The organism is Arthrobacter sp. BB-1, assembly GCF_006151685.1.
Taxonomy (GTDB): domain Bacteria; phylum Actinomycetota; class Actinomycetes; order Actinomycetales; family Micrococcaceae; genus Arthrobacter.
On record NZ_VDEV01000015.1, the window covers coordinates 178,474 to 202,355 of the forward strand.

At 63.2% G+C, this 23,882-nt stretch carries 21 protein-coding genes and 4 pseudogenes; 5 read left to right on the plus strand and 20 right to left on the minus strand.

Annotation, left to right across the window (positions count from 1 at the left end; translation table 11 throughout):
* Positions 1-50: 50 nt before the first annotated feature.
* The 4 genes from FHJ30_RS09310 to FHJ30_RS09325 all read left to right on the plus strand — a co-directional run bounded on the left by FHJ30_RS09310 (position 51) and on the right by FHJ30_RS09325 (position 4,075).
* Positions 51-1,076, plus strand: coding sequence for a VOC family protein (locus tag FHJ30_RS09310; RefSeq protein WP_139029013.1), 1,026 nt, complete (start codon positions 51-53; stop codon positions 1,074-1,076).
* 3 nt (positions 1,077-1,079) lie between these two features.
* Positions 1,080-2,006 carry a sugar phosphate isomerase/epimerase gene (locus FHJ30_RS09315; RefSeq protein ID WP_139029014.1) on the plus strand — a complete coding sequence of 309 codons (927 nt, stop codon included), beginning with the start codon at positions 1,080-1,082 and terminating at the stop codon, positions 2,004-2,006.
* Between the two features lie 39 nt (positions 2,007-2,045).
* Positions 2,046-2,522, plus strand: a complete 477-nt coding sequence (gene aroQ, locus FHJ30_RS09320) for a type II 3-dehydroquinate dehydratase (protein ID WP_139029015.1) — start codon at positions 2,046-2,048, stop codon at positions 2,520-2,522.
* A gap of 1,028 nt (positions 2,523-3,550) precedes the next feature.
* The gene (locus tag FHJ30_RS09325) at positions 3,551-4,075 is read left to right on the plus strand and encodes a DUF2199 domain-containing protein (protein ID WP_171058976.1); all 525 of its coding nucleotides are present in this window, start codon (positions 3,551-3,553) and stop codon (positions 4,073-4,075) included.
* 941 nt (positions 4,076-5,016) lie between these two features.
* Here FHJ30_RS09325 and FHJ30_RS09330 read toward each other — a convergent pair.
* The 20 genes and pseudogenes from FHJ30_RS09330 to FHJ30_RS09430 form a co-directional block, all read right to left on the minus strand.
* Positions 5,017-5,955: pseudogene (locus FHJ30_RS09330) on the minus strand (ketopantoate reductase family protein).
* 197 nt (positions 5,956-6,152) lie between these two features.
* Positions 6,153-6,554 carry a DUF3040 domain-containing protein gene (locus FHJ30_RS09335; RefSeq protein WP_139029017.1) on the minus strand — a complete coding sequence of 134 codons (402 nt, stop codon included), beginning with the start codon at positions 6,552-6,554 and terminating at the stop codon, positions 6,153-6,155.
* A gap of 250 nt (positions 6,555-6,804) precedes the next feature.
* Entirely contained in the window at positions 6,805-8,259 is a 1,455-nt protein-coding gene (locus tag FHJ30_RS09340) for an NAD(P)/FAD-dependent oxidoreductase (protein WP_139029018.1), read from the minus strand.
* Positions 8,256-8,900 (minus strand): VOC family protein, encoded by a 645-nt coding sequence (locus FHJ30_RS09345; protein WP_306669376.1) that lies wholly within the window; start codon positions 8,898-8,900, stop codon positions 8,256-8,258. The genes FHJ30_RS09340 and FHJ30_RS09345 overlap by 4 nt, the downstream gene beginning before the upstream one ends.
* A 53-nt stretch (positions 8,901-8,953) precedes the next feature.
* Positions 8,954-9,682 (minus strand): hypothetical protein, encoded by a 729-nt coding sequence (locus FHJ30_RS09350; protein WP_139029019.1) that lies wholly within the window; start codon positions 9,680-9,682, stop codon positions 8,954-8,956.
* A gap of 115 nt (positions 9,683-9,797) precedes the next feature.
* Complete coding sequence (locus FHJ30_RS09355; protein WP_139029020.1) at positions 9,798-10,103, minus strand: EthD family reductase; 306 nt, start codon at positions 10,101-10,103, stop codon at positions 9,798-9,800.
* 41 nt (positions 10,104-10,144) lie between these two features.
* Entirely contained in the window at positions 10,145-10,987 is an 843-nt protein-coding gene (locus FHJ30_RS09360; protein ID WP_139029050.1) for an alpha/beta fold hydrolase, read from the minus strand.
* An 82-nt stretch (positions 10,988-11,069) separates the two neighbouring features.
* Complete coding sequence (locus tag FHJ30_RS09365; protein WP_139029021.1) at positions 11,070-11,639, minus strand: TetR/AcrR family transcriptional regulator; 570 nt, start codon at positions 11,637-11,639, stop codon at positions 11,070-11,072.
* A 352-nt stretch (positions 11,640-11,991) separates the two neighbouring features.
* Complete coding sequence (locus FHJ30_RS09370) at positions 11,992-12,303, minus strand: 4a-hydroxytetrahydrobiopterin dehydratase (protein WP_139029022.1); 312 nt, start codon at positions 12,301-12,303, stop codon at positions 11,992-11,994.
* 747 nt (positions 12,304-13,050) lie between these two features.
* On the minus strand, positions 13,051-13,554 hold the full coding sequence (locus tag FHJ30_RS09375) for a CdaR family transcriptional regulator (RefSeq protein ID WP_139029023.1): 504 nt from the start codon (positions 13,552-13,554) through the stop codon (positions 13,051-13,053).
* Between the two features lie 780 nt (positions 13,555-14,334).
* Positions 14,335-14,469: pseudogene (locus FHJ30_RS22000) on the minus strand (hypothetical protein); the annotation flags it as partial.
* Positions 14,453-14,527 (minus strand): annotated as a pseudogene (locus tag FHJ30_RS22005) (hypothetical protein); the annotation flags it as partial. The pseudogenes FHJ30_RS22000 and FHJ30_RS22005, both read right to left, overlap by 17 nt.
* A 16-nt stretch (positions 14,528-14,543) precedes the next feature.
* Positions 14,544-14,606, minus strand: a pseudogene (locus tag FHJ30_RS22010) (hypothetical protein); the annotation flags it as partial.
* A 21-nt stretch (positions 14,607-14,627) separates the two neighbouring features.
* Complete coding sequence (locus tag FHJ30_RS22015) at positions 14,628-14,987, minus strand: RHS repeat domain-containing protein (RefSeq protein ID WP_139029024.1); 360 nt, start codon at positions 14,985-14,987, stop codon at positions 14,628-14,630.
* A 27-nt stretch (positions 14,988-15,014) separates the two neighbouring features.
* A complete protein-coding gene (locus FHJ30_RS09405; RefSeq protein WP_139029025.1) occupies positions 15,015-16,529 on the minus strand; it encodes a glycoside hydrolase family 32 protein in 1,515 nt (504 codons plus the stop codon).
* Between the two features lie 19 nt (positions 16,530-16,548).
* Entirely contained in the window at positions 16,549-17,460 is a 912-nt protein-coding gene (locus FHJ30_RS09410; protein WP_139029026.1) for a carbohydrate ABC transporter permease, read from the minus strand.
* Positions 17,461-17,468: 8 nt separating this feature from the next.
* Entirely contained in the window at positions 17,469-18,398 is a 930-nt protein-coding gene (locus tag FHJ30_RS09415) for a carbohydrate ABC transporter permease (protein ID WP_139029027.1), read from the minus strand.
* On the minus strand, positions 18,395-19,855 hold the full coding sequence (locus FHJ30_RS09420; RefSeq protein WP_139029028.1) for an extracellular solute-binding protein: 1,461 nt from the start codon (positions 19,853-19,855) through the stop codon (positions 18,395-18,397). Before FHJ30_RS09420 ends, FHJ30_RS09415 begins: the two co-directional genes overlap by 4 nt.
* Before the next feature lie 203 nt (positions 19,856-20,058).
* Positions 20,059-21,102 (minus strand): LacI family DNA-binding transcriptional regulator, encoded by a 1,044-nt coding sequence (locus FHJ30_RS09425; protein ID WP_228405858.1) that lies wholly within the window; start codon positions 21,100-21,102, stop codon positions 20,059-20,061.
* A 784-nt stretch (positions 21,103-21,886) separates the two neighbouring features.
* Positions 21,887-22,450 (minus strand): transposase family protein, encoded by a 564-nt coding sequence (locus FHJ30_RS09430; protein ID WP_139029029.1) that lies wholly within the window; start codon positions 22,448-22,450, stop codon positions 21,887-21,889.
* A gap of 836 nt (positions 22,451-23,286) precedes the next feature.
* Between FHJ30_RS09430 and FHJ30_RS09440 the strand changes: the two genes are divergently transcribed.
* A complete protein-coding gene (locus FHJ30_RS09440; protein WP_139029030.1) occupies positions 23,287-23,877 on the plus strand; it encodes a sulfite oxidase-like oxidoreductase in 591 nt (196 codons plus the stop codon).
* Positions 23,878-23,882 lie beyond the last annotated feature (5 nt).

Here is a 23,882-nt window from a genome sequence, read left to right on the forward strand (position 1 = left end):
ACCTGCATTTCAGATTTACCTGGACCACACGTTTCGTGCAAAGGAGCACCATGGTTGACATTTCCCACCACGCCGAACGGCTCACAGATCCACGGGAAGACACGTACAAGGAGCCCATTTATGACGTCGCTCAGCTGGGCCACGTGGAAATCCTCAGCCCGGACCTTCAGGCCACGGCGGATTTCTTTACTCGTGTCTATGGCCTCTACATGGTGGAGGAAACCGCTGATTCGGTCTATCTGCGGGCCTGGAACGACGACGTGCTGACGTCGTTGAAGGTGACGGCCGCGGCCCAGCCCGGCCCCGGCCACGTCGCGTGGCGCTGCACCAGTCCGCAGGCTCTGGGCCGCAGGGTCGCCGCGCTGGAGGCCAAAGGAATCCAGGGACAGTGGGTAGACGGGGACGTCGGGCACGGCCGCGCCTACCAGTACCGCGGCCCCGGCGGGCACCTGCAGGAGATCTACTTCGAGACCGAAAAGTTCGTCGCCCCGGATGGGCAGAGGCCCTACCTGCCGAACCAGCCGCAAAAGTATGATCCGCACGGCGTCGCGGCAGCGCACCTGGATCACATCAACCTCCTGGTGCCCGACGTCGCCCTGGCCAGCACATTCGCCCAGGAATCCCTCGGTTTCAAGTTGCGGGAACGGCTGGTCCCCGCCGGTGGTGACCAGGAGGTCGGGGCGTGGCTTTCGGTCATGACGAAGGCCCACGACCTTGCCTTGACCCAGGAGCCGTACCCCACCGAAGGCCGGCTGCACCACTTGGCGTATGCCGTGGGAAGCCGCGAGGACGTGCTCCGCGCCGCTGACATCTTTATGGAAAACGGTGTGCCGATCGATTTCGGCCCGGCCAAGCACTCCCGCACCCAGGGGTTTTTCCTTTACGTCATCGAACCCGGTGGAAACCGGATCGAGGTGTTCTCCGGCGGGATCCACATCTTCTCCCCGGACTGGGAACCGGTCACTTGGGACACGGAGACTGGCGGGCGCAGCACGGCCTGGGGCCTTGCCACTCCGCCGAGCTTTAAGGAATATGCCACCCCGCGTTATGTTCCCGCCGCAGCGCCGGTGGGCTGAGGCGTGGAGAATTTGCTGGAGGAAAGCGACGGCGACGCCGGCTCCTATGTGGCAAGCTTCTTCACCCTGTCCGGCAGTGGCTTCGGACAACCGCCAAGGCACCCGTTCTCCGACCGGGTCAGCGCCGCTAAAAAAGCTGGCTATGACGGCATCGGCCTGCACCTGAACGAGCTCACCGACCCTGCGTGGAACGAGCTGAACACCGCCGACCCGTCGAGGGTGCTGGACCACATGGCCCGCATTCTGGACGGGACCGGGCTGGACGTCGTCGAAATCGAATTCGTGGGCGGCTGGTGTGACGGGCCCGGCAACCCCGCTGTGGCCAAGGCCGCTGAACTCGTTGGCGAGGTCGCCGGGCACCTGGCCACCGACACTGTTGGGGGGCATCACGTAAGCGTGGGGGAGTTCATGGCCGGACCCGCCGCCGACCCGCAGCTCGCGGGCCGGGGACTGGCAGAATTCGCCGAGGCCCTGTCCGGCACCGGTTACGTCCCCGCGATTGAGGCCTTCGCCTGGTCGAAGATTCCGGACTACGTTCTGGTCCGGGACATTCAGGCGGTCACAGGCGTCGGCGGCGCCCTGGCAGATACGTGGCACGCCTTCAACACCGGAAGCACTACCGACGGGATCACCGGGGGAGAGATGGGCCTGATCGCAGCCGTGCAGCTCAACGGTGGCTACCGCGTCCACGACGATTTTCTGGCCAACGCTCGCTCAACCCGACGGCTGCCCGGGGACGGCGACCTCGACGGTGAAGGCTTCATCCGCGCGGTCCGCGCCGCCGGCTTCACCGGGCCATGGTGCGTCGAAGTCAATTATCCCGAATTCCGCGAGCTCGACGCCGCTGCAGCCGCCGGCAGGAGCATATCCGCCGCCCGCACCCTCGTGTCCGTGGCTCTGTCGGCCTCCCGGAAGCATCAAACGCTTTAGCGCCCAGCCCCGCCCGCCCACACCATCAGAAAGCAGCCCATGTCAAACCGTGTCCTGGTCCTGAACGGACCCAACCTCAACATGCTCGGAACCCGCGAACCTGAAATCTACGGGAGCGACTCCATTGCCGACGTCGAACGCTTGGTCCGGGACCGGGCAGCCAAGCACGGACTGGAAGTGGACTTCCTGCAAAGCAACCACGAAGGCGACCTCATCGACGCCCTGCACCGGGGACGCAGCGAAAACATCGGCTGCGTGGTCAACCCCGCCGGGCTGACCCACACCTCCGTGGCGCTGCATGACGCCATCAAGGCCTCCGAACTGGACGTCGTAGAAGTCCACATCAGCAACCCCCACACGCGCGAAGCTTTCCGCCACCACTCCTTTGTCTCGCCCGTGGCCAAGGCAGTGATAGCCGGTGCCGGGGTCAGCGGGTACGCCTTCGGCCTGGATATCATCGCCGCCCGACACGCCGCACGATGCGCTTCAGAAAGCACGACCGCACAGGAAGGCTGACATGTCACAGTGAAAACTCCGTGCCGGCATCATCGATCCTGGGGGCCTTTGGTGGAAGAAGTGGGGACGCGGACAGCGTCCACACTTCGGGTTCCGGACTCGGTCATACCGTTGCCGGACTGGGTTCGGATTCCGTACCTTTGCGCGCGAGGCTAGTGTCTGCAAGCGCTGGAATGTAGTTCGAGTCCCACCTCGGGCACGACGTTTTCCCTCGTCAGAGGCGATTTTGCTTTGACGTGTGTACAAAGCTTGATTCTCGTCGCTCTGCGGGTTGGTTCGCGGGCTTTGGCCTGGCTGCCGTGAAGCCTATTCAGGTGTGGTGTGGGCGGGTTCAAGTCCCTGGCTGGTGGGCCTTCCGCCTGCTGTTGCCTGGTTACGGTTCCTCGTTCCGGTTCTATCGGGTATTTCGTAGGTTGCGTACACCTACTCATGCCGCGGGGGAGCGGGGACAACATGACTTGTCCGCACCTGCTCTCCTGCGCTGCCGCAGGCCGGTCTGGAGGATCGGTGGAAAGGATGCCTGCATGCCTTTGTCCTGTCGAGCGGAGTGCGTACAGTGTCCACACTTATTTTCGGGACCAAGTTATTGAGCTTGTGCCATCCCTGACAGTTCTGATCACTGCACAAGCCGTCCACCTTATAAACAGCAATGACCCTCAGTTCCCAGATCCTTCGATCATTTGCGAACCCAGCCAGAGGACCTGCGGGAACTCAGGGTGGTCCTTCTCGGCGACCTATTGGGTATGTCGATTTCAGAAGCTAACTGCACAACTCCGGCTGAATTCCGCGGTTTGTGCAGACGGGTTGTGATCGGTTGTTGATCGCTACTCCCGTGCACAAGTGCGCGTGTGCCCTATACCTCGTGTTCACAATTCGCGACATCGATCAGCTCGTACTTAGGCCCAGCACGACGGATGGTCTGCCACTGTGCTCCGGCTTGGTGAAGGGTCCCCCTTGGATGCGGGGAAGGGCATCTGTCGCGGGTAGGCTTCGGGGAGCCAAAGCGGACCATGAAATGGGGGAAATTAATGGATGACCAGCGCGTGAACGGATGGCAGTGCGGGTCCTGCGGACAGCAACACCAAGGACTCGCTACGGTTTTCGGAGCCCAAGCTCCGGATGTGTGGATGCATGCCACCCTAGCCGAACGGGAAGCAGGCGAACTGACCGGCGACATGTGCGTACTTGAAGTCGGAGGAGAACGGCATTACTTCCTTAGAGGACATATTGATATCCCTCTGCTTGATTCCCCCGGCGAGGTCTTTAGCTGGTCTGTCTGGGTCTCACTCAGCCAAGAGAGTGCCCAAAAGATCGCGGACCACTGGGATGACCCGGCACGAGCCTCTATGCCCCCGGTGTTCGGTTGGTTATGCAACGAGCTTCCCTACGACCTGCCCACGACCTCAATTGCGACGCACGTGCATAACAGGGAGCCAGGAGCGGTTCCCTACATCGAGCTCGACCCGTCCGTTGACCATCCCTTGGTGAGAGAACAAGCGACGGGAATCCCGCTTCACCGGCTGGCCGAAATCAACAAAGCGGTAATGGGCTAAGTTCAACAACGGTACATTATCAGTCCTGACTTCCAAGGAGTTCGGCCGCGTTCCGCAAGGCCGACCGCCACCTCAAGGTTCAGATAGCGGTACCGAATGACCCTCCGGCTGATCCGTATGCGTACGTGGTTCACGCCATGCGGGATGCCGTGGACGCAGCCGAAGCCTGGTCCGTGCGTCGGCGCGGCGACTTCGACGCCGAGCCATTCCGGTTCCTGCTCGCCATACTGAAGGAGGATCTGTGAAGGACTTGAAAATCGATGGTCATTGATCTGGGCATACGGACTAGCCGAGTGGAGAGCTGACGAGCGAACCAAAGGGCAAGTCCTCCGAGACGCCCTTAAGTACCTTCAAGTAGTCGAATACGAAGACCGGGACGCCGAGGAGGCCTGGCCCCTTTGGTATCTGTGGGACGAGCTCGGCAGCACCTACGACCCGCCTAGGACCGATGCTGAGACTTGGGCCGATGTAGACAGCTACCTCAAGAGCTTCGATTGACCTATTGCTCAACCGCGGTGTCTCCAAACGCTAGGAATTTGAGCCGCGAGGTTTCGAGACACGAGCTGGAAGAGTCCAGGCGACGTCCTCGTCTCCGAGAAGGCTGATAAGTCGGGCGCCGTCTTAGTTCGTGAGACCGTCTGTATATGACAGCACCAATATTCATATCCTGCCTCGGTAGCTGTTGACGTGGGAATGAGAAGCCTCAAGGCACGAAGGATGCCATATGAAGGCCGGGTCCTGTGGCGGGACGGCCAGACTGAGCGTGCTAGGAGAGTCGCGCTTTGTGCACTGGATCCGCTGCCCCGAGCTGCGAGCGAGCGCCTCGCAGGTCTGCGTGACGATCCCGCCTCAAATCTTCGTCTGTCTTCTTCTTGGGGTTTTGCTTGGAGGCCGTCAAGGGTTGTGCGGTGCTTTCCCGCGCCGGGGAGGAGGGGAGGGGCTTACGGTTCGTTTTGGCGTGGCTCCTGTACGTTTCGGCTTTGTGCGTGTTGGTGTGTGCGCATTTGGAGCAGTGCGGCGTCGAGCAGGGGGGTTGGGACGTGGAGGGTCTTGGCGCGGGCGGCCAGGGCTCCGAGGATGTGTTCGGATTCGACTGGGTCACCGTGTTGGAGGTCGCGGTATAGCGAGGATGTGAACGATGAGTCCGGTTCGGTGAGCATCTTGATGCTTTAGGCGTGGCTGCTTGCCGTGACGGGGTGACCTGAAGCGCGTGCAACATCTTCGGCCTCTGCTATGGCTTGCAGGATGTGGTGTTCCCCACCGGCGGCGAGGATATCCCCGATAGCGCCGCGGAAGAGGCAGGTGATCACTCCTGCAGCGGCGATGAAGGCCCACTTTTCCCACAGGCGCGTCAGCATATCTCCGTCGACGGTGAGTGCGATGCCTGGAACGCTGAGTGTTTCCCTGAGGTCGGCGTTCAGGGGTGTCCCGTCGAGGGTGCCCACAGTCATGGTGCTCAAAGAGGTCTTCTGGAGCACCGCTCCTGACCCGTCAAGGGTGGCAACGATTTTCACGAGGCCGCCGAGAACGTGGCCAGGGTATGCCGCCTGCAGTGTGTCCAGGTGGTCCATGCCGTTGAGTATGGGCAGAATCATTGTTTCTGGCCCGATGGCAGGTGCTGCTGTTTTGAGCACCTGTTCCAGGGCTGGTGCTTTCACGGCAGCGATCACCAGGTCGTAGTGGTCATCGGGCTGAATTGAGGTGACTGCCCGCACCTTCAGTGTACGGCGGCCGTCCGGAGCGTCCAAGGTCAGCCCTGCGCGTTGCAGGGCGTCGGCTCTCTTCGGACGGGCAAGGAAAGTCACGTCTCGTCCCGCCTCGATAAGGCGGCAACCGTACGCGCCTCCGGTGGCTCCGGCTCCGGTGATCAGGATTCTCATTGTGGCTCCTCAAGTGTTTGAACCATGACGGCGGGTCATAAGGACCATTGTTTCGCGAGGGCCTGCCGGCTGTGGAGGCGGCTGGGCTACTGGGGTAGGTCGCGCAGTGCGGAGGACTCGCACAAGATCGGCGGCTTTGTCTCTGCCGCGTCCGGCTGCAGGTCGGCGGGGTCGGCATTAAACTGCCTCCGCCCTTCTTAGACCCACCAGAACAGCAGGGCCCACCAGACGGTATTGCTCCAGGAGTCCTTGGTGCCGGGCTTGGTGCGGTTTTCTGTGCCGTCACCGGCGGTTTTTGCCGTCTTCGCACCCGGCGCCGGCTTAGTGAACACGTTTTTGGTAGCGAGGTAGAGTCCGGTCGCCATGGAGGCGAAACCCAGGAGACCGATGATGAGGTTGGTTGCGGGGTCCGGCAGTGCCAGCCCGGCGAGGAGGACCGCGATGCCGGCAACTGTCAGTAGAACGCCGCCTATGACGAGTCGGCTGTTTGAAGGCCGGTCCGGTTGGGACTCCATGGCCTGGGCAAACTGGGGGTCGTCGGCTTTGAATTGCTTCTCCAGTTCCTCCAGCTGTTGCTGTTCGCGCTCGGTGAGGGCCATCAGGGCGTCCTGCCCGTGTGTTGTGCATGGATGAGGGGTGGGTGTTTACGTGCGCTGCGCAGGGCGGGGGACGGCGCGCTTGTGCTGTGTCTGCTGGGTTGGCGGGTAGCCATGGGTTTTCTCTCTTGCTTGTTCGTTGGTGCGGGCAATTGATGGGGGAGCGTGATGGCCAGCCGAGGCGCAGGAGCGGTGCCCGCGGTTACCGCGAGTACCGCTCCTGGCCCCGGCCGGTGAAGAGCGCCCGGAGGGCCTACTGCTGCTGTGGTAGCTGTTCTTGCGGTGGGCGGCCGTAAGTCTCGAGGAGGCGGAGCCATATCTCGCTGACGGTTGGGTAAGCAGGGACTGCGTGCCAGAGCCGGTCAAGGGGGACTTCGGAGACGACGGCGATGGTGGCTGCCTGCAGCAGGTCGCTGACGTCCGGTCCGGCGAAGGTCACGCCGAGGATGACTTTGCGTGCCTCGTCGACGACCATCCGTGCCGTGCCCTTGTAGCCTTCGGCGTGCAGGCCGGCCCCGGCAACGTGTCCGATTTCGTAGTCCACTACCCGGGTGTTGTACCCGGCGGTGGCGGCGGCTTCGGCGGTCAGACCGACGGAAGCGATCTCAGGGTCGGTGAACGTGACCTGGGGGACCGCGGTGTGGTCTGCCGTTGCCACGTGCCGCCCCCATGGGGCGTCGAAAACCGCTGCGCCGGTAGCCCGCGCCGCGATCACGTCTCCGGCCGCGCGTGCCTGGTACTTTCCTTGGTGGGTCAGCAGGGCACGGTTGGTCACGTCTCCGGCGGCGTAGAGCCAGTCAAAGCCCGGGACGCGCATGGTGTCGTCGGTTTCTATCCAGTCCCCGGGGGTGAGTCCTACTGTGTCCAGGCCTGCATCCCGGGTGTGAGGTGTGCGGCCGGTGGCGATGAGGACTTCCTGAGCGGTGATGGTGGTGCCGTCGCCGGTTTCGATGGTCACGAGGCCGTCGGCGCGGTGGACGCTGGTGGTTTTGGTGTCCAGGAGCAGGGTGACGCCCTGCTCCCGCAGGGACTCCGCGACCAACTCCCCGGCGAAGGGCTCCATCGTGCTGAGCAGGCCGCTGCGGGAGATGAGGGTCACGGTGGTGCCGAACCCGGCAAACGCTGTTGCGATTTCGGTGGCGACGACACCGCCGCCGATGATGGCCAGGCTTTCCGGGACTGTCTTGATGCTGGTGGCTTCCCGGCTGGTCCAGGGACGGGCGTCCGCCAGTCCTTCGATATCGGGTATGAGCGCTCCGGAGCCTGTGGCCACGGCGACGGCGTGCCTGGCGGTGAGTTCCGTCGTCGAGCCGTCCGCCGCGGTGACGGTGACGCGCTTTGTCCCGCTGATTCGCCCGTGACCCCGGATCAGGTCGATGCCGGCGCTATTGAGCCATTGGACCTGCCCGGCGTCGGACCAGTTGCTGGTGTAGTAGTCCCGGCGTGCCAGGACAGCTTGGACGTCAAGGTCCCCGGTGACGGCCTCGGCGGCGCCGGGCAGTTGTCGGGCTGCCCGAAGTGCCTGGGCGGAACGGAGCAGGACCTTGGAGGGCATGCAGGCCCAGTAGGAGCACTCTCCGCCGACGAGTTCGTGTTCGACGATGACGGTGGTGAGGCCGCCCTGGACGGCGCGGTCTGCGATGTTCTCACCGACGGCACCACCGCCCAGGATGATCAGGTCATATTCCGTCGTACTGGACCCGCTCATCGTCCGGGCGCCCGGGTGAGGACTTCCTGCAGGAACCAGCCGTTGCCGTCCGGGTCACTGAAGGAGGCAAAGGAGCCGTAGTCTGCCCTGTCGGGGGAGGGTCCGCTGACCCGGTTCCGCCCGCCCGGGCGGTGGAAGAGCCCGTCGGCGTCGTGCCAGACTTCGCTGATGTCGATCCCGCGGTTGTGCAAGTCCGCCTGCGCTTCGATGATGTCCTTGACGATCAGGTGCAGGTTCTGGACCGACCCTGGCTCGGACTCCGTGACGCCGGTGCCGAAGATGATCGACATTTCCGAGCCCGGAGGGGTGAGCTGGATGATGCGCAGTTCTTCGCTGATGTTGAAGTCGGCGTCGAGGCGGAAGCCGGCCTTCTGGTAGAAGTCTTTTGCTCGGTCGACATCCGAGACGGGCAGGACAAGGACTTCCAGCTTCAACTCAACAACCGGCTGTTTCTCGGCCGCTTTCTGACTTGTGTTAAGGCTGTAGCCGGCGTCGGAGAGGGTCTTGGCCATGTGGTCCGCGTACCAGGCTGGCCATTCGGCGTCGTGGACGCCTCCCAGGGTGTCGGCTTCGTAGACTCCGTGGTCGGTGGCGGCCTGGTCCAGGGCGTTCTTCAGGATTTCGGTGGTGGGGGTAGACATGGTGGTGCTCCTAATGGGTGGGGTGTTTGTTGTAGTGGCGGTGGCGGGGGATGTCAGTTCAGGGGGCGGAGGTCAGTCAGGTCCAGGAGGATGGCGGCGAAGGTGTGGATTCCGTTGTTGTCCTTGTCCCGGAGCAGGACCCGGCGGCGGGTGGGGGCGGCAAGTCCCTGGAAGTCTTTGTGCTCGGAGGTGTAGTGGGCCACTTCAGCCCAGCCGTTGACTTCGACGTCATAGTCCATCCGCCGCTGCAGCCCTGTCTCGGCGTCGAAATAATAGGTTTGGACCTCGCTGTGGCTGTGGATGGACTCGGGGAAGGTCACCTCGAGCCGGCGCCAGGTTTCGCCGTCTTCGTCCCAAGGATCGATTTCACGGGTTTGGACACCGGGGAGTGTGAAGAGCAGCGGTTCTGCCAGGTAGGTCCAGGTGGCGTAGGAAATGAAGTAGCCCATCTGGGTCGGGGACCACCGGGTGTCGCCCAAGTAGCCGGCCATGCTCAGCCGGGGGGCGCTGAGGCTGTCAACGACCGCACCTGTTGCGTCGGTAATGGTGACAAGGTCCTGGGCGGCGTCAAAGGTTAGGGTCTGCCCCTCACCGAACGGGGTCATGCTGATCCGCTGGCGGGTGAGGTCAGCCGTCACCGTGACGTCTCCAAGGAGATCCGGCTGGCCCTTGAAGGGCCAGAACACTCCGTGAACACGGAGTTTGGCCGAGACCGCCCGTGCGGTTTCCCATGACGGATTGCTGCCGTGTTTGGTCTGGACTAATTCAACGAGGTCGTTCATGGTCTTCTTCTTTCGTGGGTTACTGCGTGTGTTTTTTGCATGGGGTGCTGCGGGGAGGAGCGTCTTTTGGTGGGGCAGCCGGTTCGGGAGCTTGCCCCCGCCGGTTACGGCAGGTCTATGGGGTTTCGATCTTGGAGAACAGGCCGGTGAAGGTGCCGCCTGCGGCGGTGAGTGCTTCGAAGAACGCTCCCGCTTCGGGCGTGGCCACGGCCCTGGCTGCGGATGCGTAGTCGGTGAAGTACAGGTCCAGCGTCCGGTACGCCGGTGTTGGCGTTCCGTCCTCCTTGGGCCAGACCTGGGCCGACTCAATCCGGAGCAGTTCGGGGAGGCCCTTGGCCAGGGCAAGGAGTGCGGGGGCTTGTTGCTCGAACGCTTCCGGAGTTGCCGGGTTGTCGATGATGAGAGTGAGTTTCGTCTGCATGGTTTGTCCTGGTGGTTGGGGGAGCGGTGGGGCTGTTGGGGTTAGTTCCGGGTGAGGAATGCCAAAACTTCGGCGGCGAATTCGTGCGGGTACTGGAAGAGGAATCCGTGGTTGGCGTTCGGGTAGATGATCAATTCGGCGTTCGGGATCGTGCCGGCAAGAAGGTAGGAATTGGCGGTGGGAACCATGATGTCGTTATCGCCGTTGGCCACCAGGGTGGGGGCCTTGATCGCGGCCAAACGGGACAGTTTCGCCGGATCCGGAACTCCCCATGCAATGTTCGCTGCGGCCTGGGCATCGCGGGCGGTCAGTGAAACGTCGGCGTCACGGCCCTCGGTGCGGGTGAAGATGCGGCCGATGAATTCATCACCCCTGCGCTTGCTCTCCGCGGTGGTGTTGAAGAAGAGGTAATGGATGTCCCCGCCGTTCTGGACGTCCTTCATGGCGTGTGCCCGGGGCTCATCGGCCCAGCCGTTCATGTCACGACCGCCCTCGGGCCCCGTGCCGGCCAGGATGATGCGGCGGACCAGGTGCGGGCGCTGCAGCGCAACTTCCTGGGCTACGAAGCCGCCGATGGAAAAGCCGAACAGGTCCGCCTCTTCCAAACCGATGGCATCGATGAACGCCAGGGCATCGCGGCCGAAGTCCTTGAAGGTGGCGGGCACCTGTCCGGTCGAACCCGCCACCCCACTGGCATCAAAGAGGATAACTTCCCGGTCCGCGGCGATTGTGTCGACAAGGGCCGGGTCCCAACTGTCGAGGTTCCCCCGGAAATGCTGGAAAAAGACGAGGGGTGTGCTGCCGGTCCTGCCGAACCGGCGGTAGGCGTAGGTGGTGCCGTTGCTTCCCGTGACGCTGAGGTTCGGGGCGCTGTACTGGGACATTGCAAAGCCTTTCATTGGAGAGTTAGTAGACCGGTCGTCTACAAGTGAGCAGTCGGAGGTAGGTGCCTTATGGGACCAGAGCTCAGGCCAGGACGTCCGAGTAGACGGTTTCCAGAAAGCCGTCGAGAGGCGCCCGTGAACGTGTTACTTTCGAGCGGGCGACCGCGCCTTCGAAACTTGCGATGATGAAGCCGGCGAGCCGCCGCGGATCGCTGCGGTTGGAGATCTCCTCCTCGGCTTGCGCCTCTGCAATGGCCGCCGCAAGCTTGTCTGTCCACAGGGTGAGGGATTGTTCAACAACGGCTGTCACCACAGCGCTCTGGGAGGGCATTTCGTTGGAAAAGTTCCCCAGCAGGCATCCCCGCTGAAAGTGCTCCGCCTCCGCCATTTTCGTGATGTGGGCCAGGTGCTCGCGAATCCGCTCCAAGGGAGACTGAGAGGATTTCTCGAGAAGCTCGTACCTGACTACGCCCTGGTACTGCTTCACTGTTTCAACCGCGAGGGCTTCCTTGCTCTGGAAAAAGTGATAAAAGGAGCCCTTGGGAACGCCGGCCGCCCGGGTGATGTCCAGCACGCCTGTCGCAGAGTAGCCGTTCGCATGGAAGAGTTCGAGGGCGGTGCTAAGGATGCGATCCCTGGTGTCGGTGCTCATATCGGTGCCGTTCTGTGAGGGCGATGACCTAAGACTAGACCGGTCGTCTAGTAAAGGCAAGAGTTATTTTTTATGAGTACGGATAAATTCCATCAGTGACTCCCCGTCTGCCGGAAGTACCGAGGGGTCCGGGGCGGAGTCAAGAGAGACGAACACTCGTCCCGTGGCTACGATTCACAAACCGGCATGGGTGGAAACCAGTGAACATTGCCCGTAAAAACGTTCCATTGCCTATGGGGTTGGAGCTCTCCCAGTCACCTCTACTGCCGGTATTTAAGAGCCGGTAATGGTGATTCCGTAAAGGCGCATAGCGCCTCGACGATCCATAGCTCTGTGCCCGACGGCGGGGGACTCAGTCCACGGCGGCGACCCCGAGGTCCGCGGCGTGGCCGCTGATGGTGCGGGCCAGGTCGATGTCGCGGCTGGTGATCCCGCCGACATCGTGGCTCGAGAGCGTGACGCCGACCTCGGGGTAAGTGAGCGTGAGGTCGGGGTGGTGGTTGGCCTCCTCGGCGGAGGCGCCGATGCGGTTCACGAGTTCCAGCCCGGTTGAGAACTTCCGGGTCCTGAAGGTGGCGGTGAGGGCCTCGCCGGTCAGGCGCCAGCCGGTGAGCCCGGCTTCGGCGAGCTCGGCGCTGGACAGCTTTCGCTGGGGATCAGTCATAGTGCCATCATGGCTCCGGAGGGTTGCCGTTAGCTACCCCTGGAAGGCATCACGCCTCCCAGCGTCCTGGCCCGCTGGCAACTTCGGTAAAACTCCGCACTGTGCGGGGATCCGCCTGCCGTGACTGGGTTGCTGCGGTACCTCGTTCCGGTTTTATCGGGTGGGCTGCTGGTGGCCTACACCTATTCATGGCAGGGGGAGCGGGAACAACATGACTTCAGCGATCCCGCTATGTGACCCGCCCGGGAGGCGGTCTTATGCGCAAAGGCGTGTCCTGCGCCGCGCTTTGTTCTCACAAAGAGGGTGTGGATGGTGTCCACACTTATGTCGGGTTTATTCGATGACAGTGGGAGCGGCTTTCCCCAGTTCGGTTTGGGCCTCGGTGTCCCTTCCGGATTGCATTACATCCGTTTCGAGCTCTCCGGCTCCGGGTCGCCGCTGGCCTGGAACGGCGAACGTCCCGACGAGCTCTGGATTGGGCACCGCAACCGCCGCAACGAACTTCTCCTGCGCGACCCGGCGCTCCTGTCTCGGCCGCCGCGCAGATGTCCCGGATTCCGGGAGGCCATGCCGAGGGCCACCGACTGTGGGACGCCCGCCATCCGGGGAGGCCGCCCATCCTCCTTGTATGGGCGGCTCGCTGTATCCTGCAGCCTTCGATGATTGGTCTGGGATCAGTGCGCAGTCTCTAGTCTTGCTGCAGGAGCTGGGGAAATGCATGCACAAGCTCTAGGGCCAGGAGTGTGGTCATAGGGTTTTCGTTGATGGGCCGCCCGAGAAGCTCGACGGCCCGGCCCGTTTGACGCGGTATGCCACGGTATTCGTTGCCAGATGAAGGGCTTGTGCTGCGGCGATCCGGCTCCTGCCAGCCAGCAGGAAGTGCCGCAGGGTGTCGCGGATGTCGGTCACTCTTTGGTCCGGACCCAGCAGCCCGGCAAGCTGTACCTGCACAAATCTCGCGGCGCCCTGCGGGTCAGCGATGAGCAGCGCAAGCGTAGCGGCGTCGTCGTAATCCCAGAATTTCTGCCTCGGCGATAGCTTGGCGACCCGGGCCGCCTGCTGCGCCTCAAAGTGGCTTTCCCGCAAGCCCGCAAGCCCGCCAGCCCGGAGCCGGGCCGTCCGGCCGCAAGCCGGATCCAGTCGGGGCGCGGCACCCGCGACAACGCCCAGCCTGCTTGAATTCGCGGACCCGGCCAAGATCGTATACGGAAGCGATAGCCCCTTCGCGCCCAGCCCAGCCGTCGAGTTCATGACGTCCTCTCTCGACCAGTTCAAGATGAGCAACTCACAACAAGTGGCAATCAACCGAGGGAACGCTCACGCACTCTTCCCAAGACTCCAACCATCCGCGGGCCGGTGAAGACTCGGAGAAATGACACCCTCGGAGTTGCCGTCTGCCCTTCGGACTGAGGATGTTCTCTAGAGCCGTCGCGCCTGGCAGCTCAAAGTGCTGAATTTGCCTAGCCCACTGTAAGTGAGCAGGAAAGCCCCTCGACTGACGTGGACAGCCGAGGGGCTTTCCCATTTTCGCTGGGGCTTATCTAAATCCCCGTGGGGGCGGCCGTGATGCCTTCCGGCCGCCGGACCCGCCACTGTCAGGCCCCGCGTGCCGCGGCCTCGGCTCTCGACGATAGCGAGCGGGTCCGGGCTTTTCCGTGCAGTCACGCAGCCTGTGCGCCTGACTCGATTCGCGGGCTGCGCTCTGGCCGGTCTTCCGCCCCTACCTCGACGTGCTCGACGAGGCCGCAGCGGTTAACCGTGAGGTGCGCAACTTGGTCGAGGTATGGCATGAGGAGGTTATCTCGGACATCGTCCGCGGCCTGCATCTGGCCAGCCGCTTCCGCGCGGAAACGCACCACATCCGCGGACGCTGGCCTTTTACGCAACTCGACTACGTCGCTACTCTCCGGACCCGCCGCAGGCTCGAGCCGAACCGCGATCACGCGCTGGAGGTGCTCGCCGACAGCTGTACCACCTGCTCTGCGACGAAGGCTGAACCCGCCCGACACACAGATCCGTTGGGAGGCGGACCTACCGGGTCCGTCCCGCGAACGGCGGTGAGGGTGTTGCCGTCCAGGTCGTGGTGTAGTTGGCGACGACGGCGGTGCCGTTCTTGACCTGGGTGACCCGCCCGTCGGCGTCGTAGGTGTAGCCGGTGACGGCCCCCGTCGGGGCTCGTCAGGCCGGTCAACCGGGAGGCGGCGTCGTAGGCGAGCGTGAAGGTACGCCCGGCCCCGGGTGACGGCGGTGAGCCGGTCCAGGGAGTCGTAGGCGTAGGTGGTGGTCCCGTTGGGGTCGACCATGGAGGACGGTTGCCGCTGGCTTCATAGGTATAAGTCGTGCCTGTCCGTGCCCGGCAGATCCGCCTTGGTCTGCCTGCCCGCGGCGTCGTACTTATAGGACGTGACGGCGTTTTGCGGGTCATTGACGGTCGCGATTTGGTTCCGTCTGGTGTAGGTCAGGCGGGATTGCCCCGGCTCTTGTTGACTCGCCGTCTTAGCGAGGGAGGTGAGCAGCCTCGTGCTGACTCCGAGGCGGGCCAGGCCGAAGGCGACATAGCCCGGTGATCCGCCTGGGTGCTCGTTGGTGCCCCACGGTGTAATGACGATGTCGGTGAGGGATTCCCCGATCACGACGGCGTCCGACGCTTGCCGTGGAGGGCAGGGCCTGGCGCGGTTGTGCATGTCTGTCTCTCCTGGCTTGGGGATTCCCTATGCGATCTGCGTGACGTGAAGGTTGTTGATCGTTGCTGTACCGCCGACGGCGAAGACCCCGAGGTGGGTGCTGTTCTCGGCCGGGAAAATCAGTTCTGTCATGGTGACCTGGCCGCCTTGGGCAAACACTTCAACGGAGCAGCGGTCAACGACGATGCTGAGGTCGTAGGAACCGGAGGTTGACCGGACGGGCGCGGTGTCGAGGGAGGGAAAGGACTCGTGGAAGTTAGTCTCCCCGGACTCCCGCCGGTCGATGAACAGTTGGCCTTCGTCCGGGCGGATGCCCACACGGGTCCCTTTGGCACCGTCGCCCCGCAGGACAAGTCCGAATTCTTTTGCACTTCCGGGAGCGAGGCTGACGTCGATGCGCTGGACCGTGCCTGCCGCGCCCGGCAGCACCTGTTCGCCGTCGTTGATAGTGGTTTCCGCAAGTGAGAACGGCTCTTGGGCGGCCAATGCGGTCCAGTCGCCTGCTGGTTGCTGAACCAGTGAGGGATGTCCGTCGATGGTTTGGAGGGAGACTTCGCGGGCCAGGGTCATGGGGCTACGCCAGGGGGTGGTGGGGATGTGGTTGGCGTACTCCCAGTTGTTCATCCAGCCGATCATGAGGCGGCGGTTGTCCGGGGCGTCGTTGAAGGAGACGGCCGCATAGTAGTCCCGGCCCCAGTCGAGCCATTGGTAGTCGCCCCGTAGGTCAGCGCCGTTAAGGCCTGAGGTCATCGTGCTCCTGGAAATGAAAGAGGTTCCGTCGAAGTCACCGACGAAGTATTGGCCGGCAGAACCGCGGTTGGGGCCGCCGGGGTTGAGGTTGACGGTCAGCACCCACTTGGCGTTTTCCGGGTCGCCGTCCACTGGCAGTGGGAAAAGGTCGGGGCATTCCCAAATGCCGCCGGTGGCGTTCGCGGGGCCGAAGGTACTCAGGAATTCCCAGATCTTAAGGTCTTCGGACTTGTAGAGCACCACCTTGAAGTCTTTGGCTTCAACGGCGACCATCACCCAGTAACTGCCCTCGCTGCCGTCGTACCGTATGACTTTAGGGTCGCGGAAGTCGGCTGACCCGCGGTCAAGTACAGGGTTGTCGGCGTGCTTTGTCCAGGTGTAGCCCCCGTCCAGGCTGTATGCCAAGGACTGGGCCTGGATCCCCTCGTGCTGCGAGCCCGCTTTGAAGGCGCTGGTGTAAATGGCCACGAGCGGGGCAACGGAACCGGCGCCAAAGCCGCTGGTGTTGTCCCGGTCATAGACCATGCTCCCGGAGAAGATGTCTTCGTTCTCGTCGCAGGGGATAGCGACGGGATGTTCTGTCCAGGTCAGCAGGTCCGTGGATGTCGCGTGTCCCCAGGACATGTTTCCCCAGACGTTGCCCAGCGGGTTGTTCTGGTAATAGAGGTGGTAGACGCCCCCATGGAAAATGAGGCCGTTGGGGTCATTGAGCCAAGTGTCTCGGGCTGTGTAATGCAGGGCAGGCCTGTAAATGTCGGTCGCTGCTGCTTTGTTCGTCGCGAGGGTTTCCATGAGTTCCTTTCGAAAGCAGTTATTTACTGGCGCCGGCGGTGAGGCCTTCTCGCAGGGTTCGCTGGCCGAAGATAAAGACGACCAGTGCCGGCAGCATGGACAGGATCACGCCGGCGAGGACCACGGAGATGCTGCCGGTGCCGAGGTTGCCTTGGAGCGTGACCAGGCCGAGGGGAAGGGTGAAGTTCTGTTCGCTGATGGTGAGGATCAGTGGCCGGAAGAACTCGTTCCAGTGAAAGTTGAAGGCAAGGATCCCGACGATAGCCATGCCGGGGACCGCCAGGGGGACGTAGACCGAACGGAAGATCCGCCACGGTCCGGCGCCGTCCAGGGCGGCGGCTTCGGCGAAGTCGTTTGGCAGGCCAAGGAAGTACTGGCGCATCAGGAAGGTGCCGAACGCTGTGGGAATGGCCGGCAGGATCAGGGCCAGCAGGGTGTCGGACAGGCCCATGCCCCGGATCAGCATGAACACCGGCACGATGGTGACCTGCACCGGGACCATCATGGTGGCCAGCACCAGCGAGAAGATGGCGTTCTTGCCGCGGAAGTCCAGGCGGGCGAAGGCGTACCCGGCCAGGGTGGCGGACGCCATCTGGCCAAGCGCGATCAGCCCGGTCACCAAGGCGCTGTTCAGGACCAGGAGACCGACGTTGATCTGCTTGAACACCTCCTGGTAGGCGGTGAAGTCAGGGTTGATGGGCAGGAACGACGGCGGCAGGTTGAACGATTCCGACGGCGTCCGCAGCGAGGTGGACAAGGTCCACAGGACAGGGCCGAGGGTCAGCGCCGCCGCCAGGGCCAACGCCGCGTATCTGCCGACGGTGCCGGCTGCGGGCAGGCGGCGTGTGCGGGAGGGCCTACGGGTGGCGGGCGGTTCGGCGGTGGAACCGGAATGCTTGCCGGTCCCGGTCTGCAGAGTCTGGCTGGACATGGGGGACCTCACTGGTAGAAGACGAAGCGGCGGCTAAGGCGGAATTGCAGGGCAGTGACGGCAAGGATCAGCACGGTGAGGACCAGGCCAATGGCGGAGGCTTTGCCGAACTCAAGCTGCTGGAAGGCGGATTCAAAGATCACCATGACGGCGGTCCGGGTGGAATCGCCGGGACCGCCGTTGGTCAGGACGTACGGCTGGTCGAAGACCTGCAGGGCACTGATGATGGCCATGACGGAAGCCACGAGCACCGTGGGGCTGATCAGCGGAAGAGTCACATTGCTGAACTGTTTCCAGCCCGTGGCGCCATCCAGGTTGGCTGCTTCGTGCAGTTCTTTCGGGATGTTGGTGAGGGCGCCGAGGAAGAGCAGGAAGGAGAACCCGAAGTTTTGCCAGACGTAGACCAGGACAACGACGGCCGCGGACGCCGCGGGACTGGTCAGCCAGGGCACAGCAGGGATCCCGACGAGCGAGAGGAGCCAGTTCACGACGCCGAACTGTTCGTTGAACATGTAGCGCATGAAGATGGACACCGACGCGGCGGACAGGACCAGGGGGAAGAAGAAGGTGGAGCGGAGGAATACCCTCAGCCAGGACGGCATCCTTGCCTGCAGCATGGAGGCCAGGCCAAGGGCGATGCCCAGTTGAAGGATTACCGCGATGACTACGAACCCAATGGTGTTCAGGAAGGACACGCGGACGGTGGGGTCCTGTGCCAGTGAGGCGAAGTTGGCGAAGCCGACGAACTGCGGCGCGGAAATGATGTCCCAGCGGAAGAACGCAAGGACCAGTGAAGCGATGATCGGCAGGAAGGTGAACAGGGCCATGCCGAGCACTGTGGGTGCCAGGAAGATCCGTGCCAGCCATCGCTCAACAAAGGAGCGGCGCACGGCCGGTGGTTTCACTGTTTGCCGTGGGGCGGTGGAAGTGGTGGTCATGAGCTCCTCCTCAGAGCCAGTTCAAGGTCGCGCTGCAGGTTGCCCATCGCTGTCCGTACATCGGCGGAGCTGCCGCTGACGGCGGTGGAGACGTTTTTCATCAGGGCAGTTTCGACGGCGGCCTGCTGTGGCGGGGCGGGGATCGGGCCGGAGGTGGGGAACCTGTCCAGGGTGTCGTAGAAGACTTTCCAGTGCCGCGGCCCGGTGGCGGCGTAGAAGGACTCGTTGACCATCGAGCGGCGGGTGGGTGTGGTGTTCGGCTTGGGAATGGCCAGTTGCATGGCTTCGCGGCTGGAGCAGAACTTCACCCATTCCCATGCCGCGTCCTTGTCTTTCGCGGTGCGCATGATCGCGTAGCCGGCGGCCCCGAACTGATGCCGCTGGGTCCGCCAGCGGGGGAAGAACTGCACGTCGAATTGATCGGCGGTCATCCCGGCCTCGTGCAGGCCCTGCGCCCAGTAGCCGCCTGCGGGCGTGGTGCCGATGCGGTTGTTGCCGAAGAGACCGACCAGGGCGTTGCCGCCCCCGGATTCGGGACGCACGCCGAGTCCTTCGGCTACCAGTTCGCGCAGGTAATCGAAGGTCTCGAGAACCCGCCCGTCCTCGGCGTTGGGAGCCAGCCATTGATATCCGCCGCCGCGGGTGCCGCGGGCTGGATCGTTGGGGTAGAAGCGGTCCCAAAGCCAGTCCCCGCCGGGAGCCTTCGTTTCGGACAGGAAGCTGGTGTCGTTGGCGTAAAGCCAGGGCACAACCCCGCCGAAAAGCCGGTTGGTCCAGTAGTACGGGGTGAAATCAGCCGGGCGGGCCTTGCGGAGGGCGCGCAGGGTGGCGCTGAAGTCGTCCTTCGTCCAGTCGTCCTTTGGCCGGTCAAGCCCGGCTTGAGCGAAGGTGGTGGTGTTCAGGTACATGTTCGCCGCGTTCCAGTCCAGGGGAAGCTGGTACAGGCTTCCCTGGTACATGAAGGCTTCCAGCAGGCTGGGATGAACGTCGTCAAAGTAATCGATCATCGCTGCCGCGTCCCGGCGGACATAACCGTCCAGGGGCTCAGCGAGCTTGTCGGCAAACAGCTGGGCGCCTTCGGTGGCGACATAGACGACATCCGGCGGCGTTCCCGCGGCCACCATGGTGAGGATCTTGGAAAAGAAGTCTTTCCAGTCCGCCCCCTGGATGGCTTGCAGCTGCACCGGGATATCGGGGTGGGCGGCGGTGAAGGCCTGGATCAGGCCCTGGCGTCCCGCGGCGTCCGCTGCCGTCCCCAGGATGGCGATGTTCAATGCCTTGCTGCCGCGGCCCGGGATGTCGGTTCCGGTCAGTCGGGGCCAGGCCCCCACGGTGGCTCCTGCCACGGCGAGCCCGGTCAGGCCCAGCATGGAACGGCGGGTGAGTTGTGAGAGTTTGCTGCTGGACCGCAGCGGATGCGAAGGGGCTGGTTGCCCCGGTGTCTTTTCAGACGTCATTGTCGGCTCCTCCTAACACGTGTTAAGTAGGTTAGGAGACGCACCTAACACGTGTCAAGAACTATTTCGAGCGGTCACTGCCGGCGACGCAGACGGAAGGAAATCAGGGCAACAGCCTTACCTGGGGACTGCGGAGACAGATCGAACGTCCCGCCGAAGCGGGGTACCGGGCATCGGCCGCGACGCTTGGGAAATGCAGCGGATCAGGAAGCCGGGGGAGCGCCGGTGGATGCCCGGTGGATGACCTGGCAAGGTACCAGCACGGTTTCGCCGCGAGGCATCTCTGCAGCGGGCGTTTTTCCTTCAACCTCGTCCAAAAGCATGGTCATCGCCGTAGCCCCGATTTCGGCGTGCGGAAGTGCCACGGTGGTGAGGGCGGGAACGAGGTTGGCGGCCACGTTCTGCTGATCGTCGTATCCCACCACGGACAGATCCTGCGGTACCCGCAGTCCTGCCGCGGCGGCGTACAACAAGACGCCGGTGGCCACCCTGTCGTTGGAGCATATGATCGCCGTCGGCCGGTCTCCGCCGCCCAGCACAGCGGACGCGGCCCGGTAGCCGTCATCGATGTCCCAGCCGGCGAGGTGGACATCTTGTTGCTCGCGGCCTAGTCCCGCTTCTTCCATGGCCTCGCGGTAACCCTGTTCGCGCTGCGGGGCGGCGGGGGAGCTGAGAGTCCCGGTCAACAGGGTGATGCGTCGGTGGCCGAGGTCGATCAACAGTTGGGCGGCTGCACGCCCGCCGTCGACCTCTGCGGGTATGACCGAGCCGAACGGGGAGGCGGCATCGGTGCAATTGGCAAGTATCGCCGGCAAGGTGCGCATCGTGGCCGGGGTGGTCACTTCGCGCAGGCTGCCGGTGGCGTACATGATGCCGTCCACTTGCCGGTGCGCGAGTTGCTGCGCCGCAGTGCTTTCGCGCGACACGTCATGCTCTGAATCAACAACAAGAACCATGTACCCACGGGCCAGGGCCGTGCGTGAAGCGCCGCTGATCAGCCGGCCGGCGAAGGGGCTGGTGACGATATCGTCTGTGATGACTCCAATAGTTGACGTCTGTTGATTTCGCAGACTCAAGGCAACCGAATTGGGCGTGTAATCCAGTTCCGCGGCAGCGCGGAGGACGCGCTGCTGTCGTTCCAGGGTGACGTTGCCATCGGCCCTGCCGTTAAGCACCAGCGATACAGCGCTACGGGACACTCCTGCCCGTCGTGCGACATCCAGTGCCGTAGCTTTACGTTTGATCATGCCGGTCCCCCTTGCTTTCCCAATAGCATAGCTAACTCGTGTGAGGTTGGGGGTCTGCGCCGTTACCCCACGAGTAGCTTCCCTGCCCAAAACCAGCCACTATGGCCGCTAGAACGTGTTCTCGGCTCTAAACGACCCACAGCCGGATCGGCCAGAATCCTCGGGACGAAACCCGGAACGGCACCAGTCGCTGTCATCCCCAAAATCCTGGAACGTGCAGGAAACCTGAAGCTTCGGCGGTCAGTGCAGCAAATCCGGGTAGCTTCAACGTGATCGAAGTCGAAGGAACTGGCGGCTATTGACTACCTCGAGAAGTTCAAACGCGTGGCTCCGCCGCCGTGGGATCTAGCCCTAAGCACCCCTGCCGCGGCCGCTCCCGAAACGCCGATAATAGTGACTCCGTCGACCTGATCAGGCTCGGACAAGCGGGCGGTGGCGACTCTATTCTGTCACCAGTTGGGGTCAATTCGGGTTATCCAAGGCTGAAGGTCGGGAGCCGCTGGGGAGCTCCTATAGCAGCAGCGGCGGATAACTCATAGGAATTGTCCCCGTGTGGGTACGGCGGCAGGACTCAGCCTCTCACCGGACCCAGATCTAAGTCCACTATTCTGTGTCCAAGCCAAGACGCCCTGTGTCAGTTTTGGGTGTAGCTTTGCCGCCTATCAGGCGCCGCCGACGGTTAGTTACCCGTCGGCCCGCCTTGGTTTTTGTTCGGCGTCCTGACCAAGTCACGTTGGGCCCCGGGAAATCATGTCAAGCTGCCCGCCTGGGTTGTTTCGTGGAATCATTTGGTTTTGCCCGGATGGCGGGTTGGGGTTTGGTGCCCTGCTTCGCGGTGGTCAGGGTCAGTAGCTCCGTGAAGAGGGCCTGGATTTGGCGTTGGATGCGGCCGGGTTAGAGACTTGTTTTCGCGTTTCAGACGGGTTTTGAGGGTCTTGATGATGGTGCCGGTGTTGGCCAGGACGCGCTGGTACGGGGTCGCGGGCTTATCGTAGGTCTTGGTGATCTTCGCGCCGTTCCGGACTTTCGCGAGGAGTTTTTGCTTGGGTCCGAAATGGTTGGTCAGCAGCCGCTGAAGCGCCCAGTTCCGGTTGAGCAGCTCCAGCTCGCCGGGTGTGTCGTAGCGGTGATAGCCGACAGTCTGGCGAACGATGTGCCAGTTCTTCTGCTCGACATGGGCGCCGTCGTTCTTGTTCCCGGACCGGGACCTGGTGAAGGTCAGTTTCTCCTGCTCGCACCAGCGGAAGAGCTCCCGGTTGATGAACTCAGAACCGTTGTCCGAACCGATCCCGAGGATAGGGAACGGGAACGCGGCAGTGGGCGTCTTTGATCCGCCGCGAAAACCCATTTTTGGGCCTTGTTTCCGCACCGAGCGGGTTTCCGTCCAGCCGGTCGCAATGTCGGTGATATCAAGGGTGAACAGAACTCACCCTGGTTATTGCCGCCCTCGTGGCCGACCAGATCGATCTCCACGAACCCGGGCACCCCGTCGTTCCACTCGGCCCAGGTCCGGATCGGCATCGAGTCTTTCAGCAGTGTTCCGGGCTTGGTGTGGGACCGGCCGCGGGGCTCCAGTTTCGCCCGGTCGGCCTTGAGCCTGCGGTCGATCGATGGTCGCCGGGGAGATCGTCAGCAGCTGCGCGGCCGTGCCGACATCAAGGTTCAGCTCCTTGAACCGCCGCAGGCGCGGCACCAGGTCCGGCAACGCTGCCGCGGGGAGCCGCCCGCCCGGCGTTCCCTGCACCGCCCAGCAGAACCGCAACGCCTCGACCACGGGCTCCCGGTAAAGCGGCGGCCGGGGCGTCCTTGCCCGCACGGGTTTCAGTACCAGTACCTGCCGCAGGGCCTTGCGGGCGTGGTCGCGGTGCCATCCAGTCGTCGCACACAGCTCATCCAGAATCTGCTTCTTCCCGGCCCGGTCCGTCCGGGCATAGCGGGTGGCGATGACCTTCGTGACAGCCCTGCGTCCACTCGTCGAAAGCTCCATGGCTCGCAATGCCGACGCGGCCGAGACCGCCCCGGCGGACACGCCGCTACGCGGGCATTCTCAAATGATTCTTCGAATACCGCAACGCGAGGATCTTTGATGAGTCAACGCGGGGCCTAGACCGCGGACAGACGTTGCCCTATGGTTGGGGCATCAACGGTCCTTGGCCGGGTGGAGCTCCACCCGGGAGGTGCATCATGGGTATCATTTCATCCGGTTTCCGTGGACGGCGGTCCGAGAATCCCGCCCTGCCTCCCGGGCAGCATGAAACGGCGGATTTTCCTGTGCTCACGGCGGGGCCTGCCCCCCTTATCCGTATTGACGATTGGGAGTTTTTCATTGCCGTGGAGACCGGCCGGCGGCTCTCTTGGTCCTGGGACGAATTTATGGCTTTGCCGCAGGAGGAAATCACTACGGACATTCACTGTGTGACCAGCTGGTCAAAGCTGGGAACAGTGTGGCGTGGCGTTTCGGTGGACACGCTTTTCGAAGACGTCGAAAGCACCAGTGATTTCGCTACGGCCTATTCCTTCGGCGGTTACACAACCAATGTTCCTCTGTGGGACCTCCTGGGCGGCAAGGCGTGGGTGGTATGGGAATTCGATGGCAAGCCTCTCGAACGCGCCCACGGGGGCCCGGCACGGCTTTTGGTGCCGCATCTGTATTTCTGGAAAAGCGCCAAATGGATACGCGGTCTGGAGCTGATGGGGGAGGACCTGCCCGGTTTCTGGGAATCGAATGGCTACCATCTTCACGGGAACCCGTGGCGCGAGGAGCGGTACTCATGAGGCGC

Excerpts from the sequence above, each read along its gene's own strand:
- FHJ30_RS09310 (WP_139029013.1), top strand. The coding sequence starts at position 51 with ATGGTTGACATTTCCCACCACGCCGAACGGCTCACAGATCCACGGGAA.
- aroQ (WP_139029015.1), top strand. The coding sequence starts at position 2,046 with ATGTCAAACCGTGTCCTGGTCCTGAACGGACCCAACCTCAACATGCTC.
- FHJ30_RS09325 (WP_171058976.1), top strand. The coding sequence starts at position 3,551 with ATGGATGACCAGCGCGTGAACGGATGGCAGTGCGGGTCCTGCGGACAG.
- FHJ30_RS09335 (WP_139029017.1), bottom strand. The coding sequence starts at position 6,554 with ATGGCCCTCACCGAGCGCGAACAGCAACAGCTGGAGGAACTGGAGAAG.
- FHJ30_RS09340 (WP_139029018.1), bottom strand. The coding sequence starts at position 8,259 with ATGAGCGGGTCCAGTACGACGGAATATGACCTGATCATCCTGGGCGGT.
- FHJ30_RS09345 (WP_306669376.1), bottom strand. The coding sequence starts at position 8,900 with ATGTCTACCCCCACCACCGAAATCCTGAAGAACGCCCTGGACCAGGCC.
- FHJ30_RS09350 (WP_139029019.1), bottom strand. The coding sequence starts at position 9,682 with ATGAACGACCTCGTTGAATTAGTCCAGACCAAACACGGCAGCAATCCG.
- FHJ30_RS09355 (WP_139029020.1), bottom strand. The coding sequence starts at position 10,103 with ATGCAGACGAAACTCACTCTCATCATCGACAACCCGGCAACTCCGGAA.
- FHJ30_RS09360 (WP_139029050.1), bottom strand. The coding sequence starts at position 10,987 with ATGTCCCAGTACAGCGCCCCGAACCTCAGCGTCACGGGAAGCAACGGC.
- FHJ30_RS09365 (WP_139029021.1), bottom strand. The coding sequence starts at position 11,639 with ATGAGCACCGACACCAGGGATCGCATCCTTAGCACCGCCCTCGAACTC.
- FHJ30_RS09370 (WP_139029022.1), bottom strand. The coding sequence starts at position 12,303 with ATGACTGATCCCCAGCGAAAGCTGTCCAGCGCCGAGCTCGCCGAAGCC.
- FHJ30_RS09375 (WP_139029023.1), bottom strand. The coding sequence starts at position 13,554 with ATGAACTCGACGGCTGGGCTGGGCGCGAAGGGGCTATCGCTTCCGTAT.
- FHJ30_RS22015 (WP_139029024.1), bottom strand. The coding sequence starts at position 14,987 with ATGCACAACCGCGCCAGGCCCTGCCCTCCACGGCAAGCGTCGGACGCC.
- FHJ30_RS09405 (WP_139029025.1), bottom strand. The coding sequence starts at position 16,529 with ATGGAAACCCTCGCGACGAACAAAGCAGCAGCGACCGACATTTACAGG.
- FHJ30_RS09410 (WP_139029026.1), bottom strand. The coding sequence starts at position 17,460 with ATGTCCAGCCAGACTCTGCAGACCGGGACCGGCAAGCATTCCGGTTCC.
- FHJ30_RS09415 (WP_139029027.1), bottom strand. The coding sequence starts at position 18,398 with ATGACCACCACTTCCACCGCCCCACGGCAAACAGTGAAACCACCGGCC.
- FHJ30_RS09420 (WP_139029028.1), bottom strand. The coding sequence starts at position 19,855 with ATGACGTCTGAAAAGACACCGGGGCAACCAGCCCCTTCGCATCCGCTG.
- FHJ30_RS09425 (WP_228405858.1), bottom strand. The coding sequence starts at position 21,102 with ATGATCAAACGTAAAGCTACGGCACTGGATGTCGCACGACGGGCAGGA.
- FHJ30_RS09430 (WP_139029029.1), bottom strand. The coding sequence starts at position 22,450 with ATGGGTTTTCGCGGCGGATCAAAGACGCCCACTGCCGCGTTCCCGTTC.
- FHJ30_RS09440 (WP_139029030.1), top strand. The coding sequence starts at position 23,287 with ATGGGTATCATTTCATCCGGTTTCCGTGGACGGCGGTCCGAGAATCCC.